12 protein-coding genes are annotated in these 11,962 nt (G+C 69.8%); 7 read left to right on the top strand and 5 right to left on the bottom strand.

Features of this window, described 5'->3' with window-relative positions; translation table 11 throughout:
* Positions 1-123 precede the first annotated feature (123 nt).
* Positions 124-645, top strand: coding sequence for a hypothetical protein (locus DX116_RS04210; RefSeq protein ID WP_119702925.1), 522 nt, complete (start codon positions 124-126; stop codon positions 643-645).
* A gap of 13 nt (positions 646-658) precedes the next feature.
* Here DX116_RS04210 and DX116_RS04205 read toward each other — a convergent pair whose 3' ends face one another.
* The gene (locus DX116_RS04205; protein ID WP_119702924.1) at positions 659-1,933 is read right to left on the bottom strand and encodes an HAD family hydrolase; all 1,275 of its coding nucleotides are present in this window, start codon (positions 1,931-1,933) and stop codon (positions 659-661) included.
* Positions 1,933-3,195, bottom strand: a complete 1,263-nt coding sequence (locus DX116_RS04200) for a helix-turn-helix domain-containing protein (RefSeq protein ID WP_119702923.1) — start codon at positions 3,193-3,195, stop codon at positions 1,933-1,935. The genes DX116_RS04205 and DX116_RS04200 overlap by 1 nt, the downstream gene beginning before the upstream one ends.
* A 508-nt stretch (positions 3,196-3,703) precedes the next feature.
* On the opposite strand from DX116_RS04200, the gene DX116_RS04195 reads away from it, so the two are divergent.
* The 5 genes from DX116_RS04195 (at position 3,704) to DX116_RS04175 (ending at position 7,875) form a co-directional block, all read left to right on the top strand.
* Positions 3,704-4,447, top strand: a complete 744-nt coding sequence (locus tag DX116_RS04195; protein WP_119702922.1) for a hypothetical protein — start codon at positions 3,704-3,706, stop codon at positions 4,445-4,447.
* A 52-nt stretch (positions 4,448-4,499) separates the two neighbouring features.
* Positions 4,500-5,159 carry a hypothetical protein gene (locus tag DX116_RS04190; protein WP_119702921.1) on the top strand — a complete coding sequence of 220 codons (660 nt, stop codon included), beginning with the start codon at positions 4,500-4,502 and terminating at the stop codon, positions 5,157-5,159.
* 165 nt (positions 5,160-5,324) lie between these two features.
* A complete protein-coding gene (locus tag DX116_RS04185) occupies positions 5,325-5,966 on the top strand; it encodes a hypothetical protein (protein WP_147393571.1) in 642 nt (213 codons plus the stop codon).
* A gap of 140 nt (positions 5,967-6,106) precedes the next feature.
* Positions 6,107-7,159: a hypothetical protein gene (locus tag DX116_RS04180; protein ID WP_147393570.1), complete on the top strand. Its 1,053-nt coding sequence runs from the start codon at positions 6,107-6,109 to the stop codon at positions 7,157-7,159.
* A gap of 77 nt (positions 7,160-7,236) precedes the next feature.
* The gene (locus tag DX116_RS04175) at positions 7,237-7,875 is read left to right on the top strand and encodes a hypothetical protein (protein WP_147393569.1); all 639 of its coding nucleotides are present in this window, start codon (positions 7,237-7,239) and stop codon (positions 7,873-7,875) included.
* A 21-nt stretch (positions 7,876-7,896) separates the two neighbouring features.
* On the opposite strand, the gene DX116_RS04170 is transcribed toward DX116_RS04175, so the two are convergent.
* The 3 genes from DX116_RS04170 to DX116_RS04160 all read right to left on the bottom strand — a co-directional run bounded on the left by DX116_RS04170 (position 7,897) and on the right by DX116_RS04160 (position 9,871).
* Positions 7,897-9,117, bottom strand: coding sequence for a helix-turn-helix domain-containing protein (locus tag DX116_RS04170; RefSeq protein WP_119702917.1), 1,221 nt, complete (start codon positions 9,115-9,117; stop codon positions 7,897-7,899).
* Positions 9,118-9,271: 154 nt separating this feature from the next.
* Entirely contained in the window at positions 9,272-9,484 is a 213-nt protein-coding gene (locus DX116_RS04165) for a helix-turn-helix domain-containing protein (RefSeq protein ID WP_233556559.1), read from the bottom strand.
* 63 nt (positions 9,485-9,547) lie between these two features.
* On the bottom strand, positions 9,548-9,871 hold the full coding sequence (locus DX116_RS04160; protein ID WP_119702915.1) for a DUF6907 domain-containing protein: 324 nt from the start codon (positions 9,869-9,871) through the stop codon (positions 9,548-9,550).
* A 315-nt stretch (positions 9,872-10,186) separates the two neighbouring features.
* Here DX116_RS04160 and DX116_RS20530 point away from each other — a divergent pair, with 315 nt between their 5' ends.
* Positions 10,187-11,962 (top strand): ABC transporter permease, encoded by a 1,776-nt coding sequence (locus DX116_RS20530; RefSeq protein ID WP_119702914.1) that lies wholly within the window; start codon positions 10,187-10,189, stop codon positions 11,960-11,962.

The raw sequence follows: 11,962 nt of genomic DNA, 5'->3' as shown, positions 1-11,962 counted from the left end.
GTCCGCGGGTCGCTAGGTCGCGTTAGTTTCCGAGGGAGACGACGCTACGAGCGAGGGGGCGGCAGCATGCCGAGAGCGATCCGTAGACCGACCCGTCGGCATCGACGAGCAGGCATCGCAGCCGTGATCGGGGCGACGGCGGTGCTTGCGAGCGTCTCCGTCGCCGACGGAGACGGGCTCGACGTCACGGGTACGACCACCACCTCTGGAGCGGTGCGGCTGTCCGCTGGCCGGCACACGTTCGGTTGCACGTCGGTCAAGCTTGACTATGCGCTCGACCCGGGCGCCAAGACGCCTACCGGCATGGTGCTGGGACGAGTGAGCTCATCCACCTGGAACGGGTGCACCGGACCCGGCGGAAGTCTTCCACTGAAGCAGGTGGGGGTGTGGTCGGTCGAGGCTCGATCGGGCCTGGTCGGCGGGTCCGGAAGCGTCGCCGTCGGCGACATCGTGGTGACGTTGACGTCTCCTGCGTGCAAGCTCGAGGTCAGGGGCTCGGCGCGGGCGACGTTGAACGTCGACGACAAGACGGTCACGGTCGCCAGCCCGGAGTCCGATCTCGTGACGTCCAACGTGGTCGGTTGTCTCGGACAGGTCAAGAACGGCGACGCAGCAGCGCTCGGCGGGACGTTCGCCCTGTCGTAGGCGGTCTTGCGGCTCAGGCGCTGGTGCCCACCAGCGCTGACGCGACGACGACGCAGACGCCCACGACGGCGGCGGCCACGGGTCCGCCCAGGCCCGTGGCTGCCACCGCGAGGCCCGCGATCCCCAGGGCCGCGGTGACCGTGCGTGCGCGGCGGATGCGCCCGACCGTGCCGCGCCCCAGCGAGAGCGCGTCGGCGATGCGAGCGGGGGAGCAGTCGTCGACGACGATGGCCGGGCGGTCGCCGGCGGAAGTGGTCAGGGCCAGCGCCTCGTCGTGACCGGGCGTCAGGCCGGCCGTCGCCACCCGGCGGCCGGCGTGCGTGAGCTCGCGCACGACCGCGGCGGCGTCGTCGGTGACGTGGACCGTCTCGATGCCGGCCAGCTGGGCCACGTGATGCGTGCGCGCCTCGCTGTCGGCCGAGACCAGCACGAGCTCGAGACCCAGCGCGCGCAGGCGTCCGACGTCGCGGACGAGGTCGGGCCGGACGTCGTCGGCGACCGTGATGCTGCCGAGCCGGCGACCGTCGACCTCGACACCCACTGTCGTCCAGATCGTCGGCTCGGCCTCGAAGCCGATCCAGTGCGGCGAGCCGACGCGCACCGGATGCCGGTCGACCGATCCGCTCACCCCGAGCCCGTCGACGACCTCGACGTCGGTGAGCCGTCCGCGCGCCGACAGGGTCGCGACGGCCCGGTCGACGCGCTGGTCGGAGGCCTTGGCGAGGGCGCCGGCGAACCACCGCAGGTTGCGGTCGTGATCGGGCTCGACGGGGTCGACCGAGATGACGGTGAGGTCGCCGGTGGTGACGGTTCCGTCCTTGGCCAGCACGAGGGTGTCGACGACCGTCGTGGCCTCGAGGACGGCGAGCTCGGTCACCTGCACGCCCGAGCGCGCGGCCCGGGACGCTCCGGTGCGAAACGCCAGCGGCACCGCCAGCATCGCCGCGGCCGGCCCGGAGGCGACGAGAGCGGCCACCCCCACCCCGGCGCCGTCTGCGGGGTGGTCGACCACGCCCCACCAGACCGCTGCTGCGGCCGCGCCCAGCAGCACGACGGGCACGAACCACGGCGGCAGCACGGGGGTGCGCGACGGCAGCCCGCTGCGCGAGCGGACGATGGCAGCGGCGATCGTGAGCACGACCGTGGACGCGGCGGGCACGGCCTCGAGCGCCGAGCGCCCGTCGACCAGCGAGGCGACGGCCCACGCGGTCGACACGACGACGGTCAGGCCGACCAGCAGGTCGGGCCCGACCAGCCACCACGGCGACGGCCGGGTCGAACGCTCCATCAGGCGCTCTCCTCCTCGCGGAACCGCTCGAAGTCGCTCTGGTCGCCGGCCTGCCACAGCGGCACGCTGGCCTTGAGCAGCATCGTGATCTGCACGATGAACTCGGGGTCGTGCAGGTCGTCGCCGAACAGCTCGTTGATGCGCTTCCAGCGGTAGCGCACGGTCTGCGCGTGCACGCCCAGGTGGGCCGCGATGGCCGGAGCGCTGTCGCGGGTCTCGAGCCACACGAGGAGCGTCTGCGAGAGGATCTCGCGCGAGTTGGGGGTCTCGGCCAGCAGGGGCTTGAGCATGTCCTGGCACATCCGCTGCCTCAGGGCCGGCTCGGAGTGCAGCCAGATCTGGGTGCGGTGGTCGCGGCACTCGATCAGCGGCTGCTCGGGGATGACGCCGCGGCGCACGAGGTCGAGCGCCCGGCGCGCCCACCGGTACGCGGACGGGACGAGCTTCGGGCCGACCGGCCAGCTCACGGCGGCCCGCGTGCCAGCGGCCTCGAACGCGGCCGTGACGGCGAGGGTCTGCTTGGCGTCGGCGATGACCGCGACCCGCTGGTCGTGGCGCACCACGAGGTGGTCGAGCGCCAGCGTCGCGACGTCGATGCTGCGCTGCTCGTCGGGCTCGGAGACGACGACCACGACCCACTCGGGTGGCGCCCAGACCTGCGGATCGACGGCGTCGAGCGGGCCGCGATGGCGACCCGTGAGCAGCTTGTCGGCGAGGCGGGCCCGCGCCTGCCCACGGTCGTTCTGGATGGCCCGGCGCCCCGCAGCGAAGCCCTTCTCGGCCTGCTCGACCAGGTGGTCGATGTAGCCGAAGAGGCCGTCGGCCAGCTGACCCCGCGTCTCGTCGGTCAGGGGTTGCTCGGGATTGGCCCGGCGCAGGTTGTCCCACGTGACGGTGGCCGCCAGTCGCAGGGCGGCGCGCATCGCGGCGAGGTCGCCGGAGTCGGATGCCTCGGCCCGGCCCATGGCCTGGAACATCTCGTCGACGCCCCGGTCGCGGTGCGGCAGACCGTCGAGGGTGTCGAGGAACCGGTGCGTGGCCTGCTCGACGGCGTGGGCGATGACGTCGCGGCGGCGGCCGTCGGGCTCACCGGCGTAGGCCGGGACGTCGGTCTGGATGCGGTCGGCCACGTCGGTGGCGAACGCCGCGACCAGGGGCCGGAGCGCTCGCGCATGATCCTGCACCGACATCGGCCGGCCCGGTGGAGTCCGGTCGGTCACGTCGCCGACGAGTGACCGGAGCCACGCTCCCTCATCCCCCATGCGCCCCCCTCAAGGCTGGTGATGTGTGAGCGCATCGTACCTGTCCTTGGGTCGGGGGGAAGGGGTCGCGGACGACAGGAGGATCGCCGACGGTCGGGATCGGGTGGAGGGAGACCCCGGCCGCCGGCGAGTGTGGCTACCGTGACACGCGCGCTCGGCGAACACCATCGAATCGGGACGTATACCGGTCGCGACAGGCATGGATTGTCATGCGCGTGACAACTTTTCCGACTCACGGCGGCAGAGCCACGATCGACCTCGGTCAACGGCACGTCGTCGGGTGCTCGGTCCCAGTCGACCGTCGAGTGACCGACGGAATCGGCTGTCAACGATGCCGACCGGTGCTGGGTTATCACCCGCATGACAATTTTTGGGCCTCTTTCAGGTTTCTCGGCCTCAACGGTTGCCCGTCCGTCGCTCGGTAGGACTCAATGGCGACGTCATCGCGATTGTGTCCCACGTCACCACCCGGGTCGGGTCGCGTCAGCTCGAACCGCAGGGGAGTCCCATGAACACACTCAACGCGTCGCGTCGGCGGCGGACCACGATCGGAGGCCTCGCTGCCGCTCTCGTCGCCGTGGCCGTGTCGGCCGGATCGCCCGCCCAGGCCGCCGATCCCGACCCGAACCACCTGACGGTCATCTACGACGTGGCCGGCTCGGCGCACATCGGCGCGCAGATCAACTCCGACCTCGAGCTCGGCCCGACCACCATCAAGGTCACGATCGACACCGCCGCCGCGCTCCCGACGCCGATCATCGACGGCTCGATGGTGATCCCGCCCAAGGTGCTCAACTTCAGCATCCTCGGCATCCCCGCCCGCGCGAAGGTCACGATGACGCAGGTCGGCCCGATCACCGGCACGCTGACGAAGCTCCCCGCCCCGCGGCAGGCGCTCGACCTGAAGTCGAAGGTCAAGTACGACATCAGGCTCAGCGACGTCGAGGTGAAGATCGGCGCATGGTTCCCGCTGGCGGTGGGCAGCAGGTGCCACACCAAGGACCCGGTCACGATCAACGTCGGCAGCCCGCTCAGCGACACCACGCCGCCGACCGGCTTCTTCACGATCAACGCAGGCGGCCCGGCCACCGGCAACTTCACGATCGGCCAGTTCACCGGATGCGCCGCGCTCAACTTCCTCGACATCCCGGGGTTCTTCCCCTGGTTCGGGTCCATTCCGATCAACTCGCTGGTGCCCGGCAGCAACAACTCGGTCAGCCTCACCCTGAGCAACCCTCAGCCCGGCAACTGACCCGCACGTCCTTCTCCACCCTTCATCACCATCACTCACAGAGGAGCAACTCATGAAGAAGTTCAACAAGGGAATGTTCGCCAGCGCCGCCCTCGCGGCAGCGGTCATCGGTGGCACGGCCGTGGCAGCCCAGGCGGCCACCACCTACACGCCGACCGGCACGTCGCTCAACTTCGTCAAGACCACGGGTCTCACGGCTGTCAGCTTCACCGACATCGAGGCAGGACAGACACTGTCCTGCTCGACCTTCTCGCTGGCCAATGCCAGCTCGACCGCGGTCATCAGCTCCGGCACGAGTCGGGCCTACGGCGCGGCCGGCGCCACCCTCCCGACGATCACGTCCAGCGGATGCACCAACCCGCTCGCGGGCGCCACCACGGTCACCCCGACCGGCACCTGGGGCGTGACGGTCACGGGTGACAAGGTTGGGACGGTCGTTCCCGCCCGTCTCACGAGCGTTGCTGCGAACCTGAGCGCGGCCAACTGCAACTTCTCGATCGGCGGCGTGGTCAACGGCAAGTTCGACACGTCGAACCAGAGGTTCACCCCCAACACGGGTGCTTCCGGCCTGACCATCACCAACATCCCGGCGGGCACCCCGTCGGCGCCGCAGACCATGTGCACCACGCTCGACCTGGTGGTGGGCGACACCATCTCGGTCAGCGGCTCGTGGACCAACAGCGGTGGTGCGCTGGCCGTCACGACTCCGTGATGCCGGTCGCCGGCTGAGCCTGTGCCGGTGGTGTCGGTCGCCTCGTGCGATCGACACCACCGGCCTTGGGCGTTGAGTGGCATATCGCTCACTCACTGCTTGCTCGATACCGGCACCTCGACACAGCCCTTGTCTCGATCCGCGTCGCCTGAAGAGGAGAAACACATGAAGCTCCGCAGAAAGCTGGTTGCTGGTTTGATCGCCGCGACCGCAATCATCGGCAGCGCGACGGTGGCGGCTCAGGCAGCGACCGCCTACACGCCGACCGGGTCGACGGTCACCTTCGCCAAGACCGCCGGTCTGAGCAACATCACCTTGACTGAGATCGAAGCGAACCAGATGTTCCCCTGCTCGACGTTCAGCATGGCTGGCTCGGTCGTCAGCTCTGGCACGAGCCGCTCCTACGGGGCGAACGGACTCGCGCTGCCATCGACGACGACCGGTGGCTGCACGAACTGGTGGTCGGCCTTCACGGTCACCGCGTCGGGTAGCTGGGGCATGACGGTCGTGGGCGACACGGTGGGAACAGTCGCGCCCAGTCGTCTGACCAACGTCTTGTTGACGGTGACCATGCCCCAGTGCACGTTCTCGATCGGTGGCGTGGTCAACGGCACGTTCGACACCGCCACTCAGCGATTCACCCCCGTTTCGGGGGCCTCGGGTCTGACGCTCACCAACATCCCCGCCCCGACTCCCAGCCGGCCACAGACCCTCTGTGCGACCCTCGACTTCCAGGTGACCGACACCATCGCCGTCGGGGGATCGTGGACCAACACGGGTCCGGCCGTCGGTGTCGCCAACCCATGACCGCGTCGAGTCACGGCGCAACGGCGCCATCAGTCTTCACTCAGTTCTCTCGGAGGTCCTAGATCATGATGTATGTCCGCCGTCGGCCCGTCGGCCCGCACAGGCGCCGCGCCGTTGCCGCCTCGTTGTTGGCTGCAGCGTTGTCCCTGCTGCTGATCGCGCCGAGCAGCAGTGCACCGGGCGATCCGGTCCCCGGTCAGGACGATCTGCCAGCAGCGCAGTCGATCAGCCTCACCGAAGGTGCTGTCTCGCTGGCGCAGGTAGCCACAGTCCGTGGATCAAAGATGTTCATCAACATCGGCGGTGACGGCCACCCGGCGTTCGGAGTGCTCTACAACAACCTGTTCAACACGCCGGCTGCCGACCCGACCTCGTACGTGGCTCAGTGCATCCGCAACCGCCCGTGTGTCCCGGACCCGTTCCACCAACCTGAGTGCGCCACCGACGATCCGGCCACGCGTCACTCGGCGGCCTTCTTCAAGGCCAGGATGTACCCAGCCACCCAGCTGAAGGACGGGGGCGCGGACGTCGGCCTGCTGGCCGAGCTACCAGTGAGGATGGTGGCTTTCGGATCCATTCCCGCCGTTGCGACCCTCACGTTGCGCGCCTCACGAGTCGACGGCAAGGTCAAGCCGTTCGAAGCGTACGTCTGGGACACCAAGAGCAACGGGTGCGACCCGGAGGCGCCGCAGCATGCCGATACGGTCGTCGTGGGACAGATCGACGTCGCTCTCAGCAACTTGACCGTGGACGGCGTCCCTGTCGACATCGGTTCCGCGTGCCGCACTGTCCGGTCGGCCGACATACAGCTTCGCAACACGTCGGTCTACACCCCGGCCGGTGGCGGCACGTTGGGGGCTTACGACGGTCTCGGCCCAGCGTCGCTTGGCCCGCTGCCGTCTTCGCCGTTGTACGGAGACCTGAGCGGCTGGCAGATTCCCGCGACGACAGGCATCACCATTCCGCCGTTCGAAGGCTGCGGAAATGGCAGTGACGACTTGAGCCCGCTGGTCACCGCCATGGCGTCGGGTCCCAACAACCCCGTCACCGTTCGGCAGAGCCCCCTCTTCCAGCACTATCCGGGTGTGGACCTGGACCAGCTGGGCACCATCTGCACGCCGGAGCCACCGTCGTGCCCGTTGCCTGGGCCGGACCTTCCTGAGCGCCCCCCGTTGCCCGCGGGGGATGAGTAGTCAGATGGTCGTCACCATCGTGTCGTCGCGCAGCGACGCGCAGGACCCGCCAGACTGAGGAGAGCACCATCGTGAAGATGCCCAGGAGAGCGACCGCGGCGATGGCCGCGTCGTGCGCGATGCTGGCGGTGACGGCGGTCGACGCACAGGCATCGACGACCTACAGGCCGACCGGCACGACGATCAACCTTGCCAAGACGTCGGGGTTGGTCGCTATCGGCCTGACCGACATCGAGGCGGGGCAGACGTGGTCCTGTGCGCAGTTCGGCATGGGCGGGTCGGTGGTGGGCTCAGGCGCGTCACGCGCATACGGATCGGCGGCGAGCGCCCTGTCCGGGGTGTCGATCACCGGCTGCAGCAATCCGGTCATGGGATGGATGACGACGACCACGAGCGGCAGCTGGTCGCTGGACGTCGTGGGAGACCCCACGGGCACGAGCTACCCAGCTCGTATCAGTGGTGTCCAGATCGCCGTGGGCATGGCCAACTGCGATCTCACCGTGTCGGGATCGATCAGCGGCTCCTTCGACACCGCCACGCAGAGCTTCACGCCGGTCTCCGGCGCCAGCGGCTTGACCATCAACGACATCCCCGGGCCCACACCGGGGCATCCCCAGACGATGTGCCTGACGCTCGACTGGTTGGAGGGCGACACCATCGCGGTGGGCGGCAGCTGGACCAACACGGGACCGGCGGTCGCCATCGCCAACCCGTAAGGGGGAACCGGAGCTGATCTGTCAGCGCCGCAGGTGGTCGCGCAGCACGTGCAGGGCCTGCATGAGCTCGAGGGCGTGCTCGGGCTGGTCGAGCGTATCGCCGAACATCGCGCGGATGCGGCGCAGGCGGTTGCGCACCGTCTGGTCGTGCACCCCGAGCTGAGCCGCCAGGGCCGGGGCGCTGCCGCGGGTCTGCAGCCACAGCAGCATGGTCTGGCTGAGGGCCTCGCGCTGCGCGGGCGTCTCGGCCAGCAGGGGAGCGAGGACGTCGATCATCAGCTGCCGGCCCAGCACCGGGTCGGCGTGGCGCAGCAGCTCGGTGCGGTAGTCGTGACATCGCACGACGCGCGACGCCGGCACCTCGATCTCGTGACGACGGGCGAGGCGCAGCGCGCGGGTCGTCCAGCGCCAGGCATGCGACGCCTCGGTGGGCTCGACGCCCCAGCTGACGGCCACGGGGGAGAGCGTGTGTCTCGCCAGCTCGACGGCGATCTCGTCGATGACGGCCGCGTCGGCGACCACGACCAAGCGGTCGTGGCGCACGCCGCTGACCGCTCCGCGGATGGCGGTCGCGCACTCCAGCGCGGCGTGGGTCGACTCGGTCGTCGCCACGGCGACCCGCCCGGGGATCGGCCACCGGCTGCCGGCCAGCTGCCGGAGCCGGGCCAGGGGCGCGCCGCCGAGCAGCGCGTCCAGCAGGGGTGCCTGAGGGTCGGGACCCTTCTGTGCCTCGACGAAGCCGGCAGCGGCTCGGTCCTGCAGCGACTTCTGGTACTGCATGACGGCGTGAGCGAGGCGGTGGTGGGCCGTGGGCGACAGCCCGAGATCGACGACCAGCGTGTCGAGCTCGGACCACACCTCCTGGGTCGCGACGTGGTGGGCCGCGCGCATCGCATCGAGGTCGTGACCGGACTGGGCCTCGGCCCGACCGAGCCACCAGTAGTAGTCCGACACGGTGTGTCCGCGCGCGGGGGCACCGGCCAGTGCGTCGACGAACAGGTCGACCGCGGCCCCGATGGCGCGGCTGACCAGGCCCGCGAGGCCCGGGTCGGCGAAGCCGGCCACCTCGTGGCAGACGCGATCGGCGATCCGCCGCACCAAGGCGTCCTTGCGGGGGCGGTAGGTGCGCACGAGCTGCGGCGTCAGACCGGGCACGGGGCTGGGCAGCACCAGGTGCTCAGGGCCCGGCCGGGCCTCGTGGCCGGCGGCCGCGCGGACGTGCTCGTGGTTCAGCGACGTCACGACATGCCTCCCTACAGCCCGGTGCTCCCTCCCGGCTGACCACAGTCAAGGCGCGCAGGCAGGCTGCGTCCAGACGATGGCCGCCGTCGGTGGTCTTGGGGCGCCGAAGTTGTGACGTGGGTGACAACTTCCGCCTGCGCGAGGAGCCGCCGGGTCAGTCGCGCAGCAGGTCGAGCGCCGGCACGCCGAGGCTCGCGGCGAGCTGCTCGACCGACGCGAGGGTCAGGTTGCGCTCGCCGCGCTCGACCGACCCCAGGAAGGTGCGGTGGTAGCCCAGGCGCTCGGCCATGGCCTCCTGGCTGAGCCCGAGCGACTCGCGCTGCTCGCGGAGTCGCCGGCCCACGATCTTCTGCAGCTCGGACGTCACACGAGCCACTGTGACGGACGTGCTACTCATCGGTCTACACACTGATGAGTAGCAGGAGGAGCGTCAGCCGGACTGGGTGAGCAGCGCCGTGAGTGCGCCGGTGACGCGGGCCGCGCTGTCGCGCGTCAGGTAGAGGTGCTGGCCGTCGCGCTCGGGCTCGCCGACCAGCACCCAGTCGTCGAGCTCGCCGCAGCGGCGTGACATCACCAGCACCAGGTCGGTGCTGTCGGCATGGCTCGGGCCGGGCCCGAGCGTCGCCGGGACGTGCATCGTGATGCTGTCGTGATACCGGTCGTCGACCGGATCGCCCTCGGCGTGCTCGACGACGCACCAGGGCGGGCAGGTGTCGCGCTGCCACGAGGGGCGCGAGGTCGAGTGTGCAGTCATGGGATCCCTTCATCGCACGGCGTGCGACTTCTCAATCCGACGGTAGGGACAGCCCCGGACACGACCGGAGGGGCAGAGGAGGCTCTGTGGACGACCACAGTATTGCGACTCATGAGTAGCGGCGGAAGCGCCCCGGGCCGAGAGAGCGAGAACTTGTCAGGCGCATGACAAGAAACCGAGAAGATTGCGCTCGATCGCGCTCGATCCGGGCCAAGGGGTGGCGTCGTGACGCGCAACACACCTAGGTTCTGCGGAGGCACCCCCGCCAGGGGACGGGCGGTGCCGCGAGCCGAACCAGCGAACGCGAGGGACATCATGGGTGGAAGTGTCGAGGTCAGCGGACTGACCAAGAGCTACGGACGTCAGAACATCTGGCGCGACGTCTCGCTGACGTTCCCGCCCGGCGAGATCACGGCCCTGCTGGGTCCGTCGGGCACCGGCAAGTCGGTGTTCCTGAAGTCGATCATGGGCATCGTCGAGCCCGAGGCGGGCACGATCCTGATCGACGGCGAGGACATGGTCGCGGCCAAGGAGTCGCACCGCCTCGAGATGCGCAAGAAGTTCGGCGTCCTGTTCCAGGACGGCGCGCTGTTCGGCTCGATGAACGTCTACGACAACGTCGCCTTCCCGCTGCGCGAGCACACCCGCAAGAACGAGACCGAGATCCGCGAGATCGTCATGGAGAAGCTCGAGATGGTCGGCCTCGTCGGCCAGCACCACAAGGTGCCGGGCGAGATCTCCGGCGGCATGAAGAAGCGTGCCGGCCTGGCCCGCTCGCTCGTGACCGACCCCGAGATCATCCTGATCGACGAGCCCGACTCGGGCCTCGACCCCGTCCGCACCTCCAACCTCGCCCAGCTGCTGGTCGAGGTCAACACCGCCACGGACGCGACGATGCTGGTGGTCACCCACAACATCGAGCTCGCCCGCACGATGCCCGACAACCTGGGCATGCTCTACCGCCGCGAGCTCGTGATGTTCGGTCCGCGCGAGGAGTTCCTGCTCACCGACCACCCCGTCGTCTCGCAGTTCATGAGCGGCGACCCGGACGGACCGATCGGCATGAGCGAGGAGACCGATCACCGCAGCAGCGAGCTGTTCGACGCCCCCGTCGACTACTCCGCCGGCCCCAGCGGCACGGCGGTCATGTCCCGGCACGCCGGAGCGCGTGCCATCGAGGTGCTGCCTCGCCAGCTCGAACCGCGCTCGGGGGCGGTTCGAGCCGGGCAGCAGCGGCACCGCGAGCGGGTCGCCTCGGGCGGCGCGCGGCTCTACGTCGCCGATGACGACGACAAGGAGCGAGTGGCGGGCGTACCGCTCCTGGGAATGCTCGCTCGAGGCCTGACCATCGTCGGCGACGTCTTCGCCCTCGGCCTCGACACCGCACGGGCGTCCGTCCGGCGTCCGTTCGCGGCCCGCGAGGTGCTCGAGCAGTTCTGGTTCGTCGTCAGCGTCTCGTGGATCCCCGCGATCCTCGTCGCGATCCCGTTCGGCGCCGTCATCGCGCTGCAGCTCGGCACGCTCACGGTGCAGGTGGGCGCGCAGTCGTTCACCGGCGCGGCCAGCGTGCTGGCGGTCATCCAGCAGGCGGCACCGATCGTCACGACCCTTGTCATCGCCGGAGCCGGTGGTGCCGCGATCTGCGCCGACCTCGGCTCCCGGCGCATCCGCGACGAGATCGACGCGATGCGGGTCATGGGCGTCTCGCCCGTGCAGCGGCTGGTCGTGCCACGCGTGCTGGCCTGCATCGGCGCCGCGGTGCTGCTCAACGGCCTGGTCTCGGTCGTGGGCGTGCTGGGCGGCTACTTCTTCAACGTCATCGTGCAGGGCGGCACGCCCGGTGCCTACCTGGCCAGCTTCACGGCCCTCGCGCAGATCCAGGACCTCTACGTCGGCGAGTTCAAGGCCGTCATCTTCGGCTTCATCGCCGGTGTCGTGGCCTGCCACCGTGGGCTCAACACGGCCCCCGGCCCGAAGGGCGTCGGCGACTCGGTCAACCAGTCGGTCGTCGTGACGTTCCTGATGCTGTTCTTCGTCAACTTCGTGATCACCACGCTGTACCTCCAGCTGGTGCCGGGCAAGGGAGCCTGA

The sequence above is a fragment of the Aeromicrobium endophyticum genome (genome assembly GCF_003586285.1).
GTDB lineage: Bacteria > Actinomycetota > Actinomycetes > Propionibacteriales > Nocardioidaceae > Aeromicrobium > Aeromicrobium endophyticum.
This window is presented reverse-complemented; position numbering and strand designations above follow the sequence as displayed.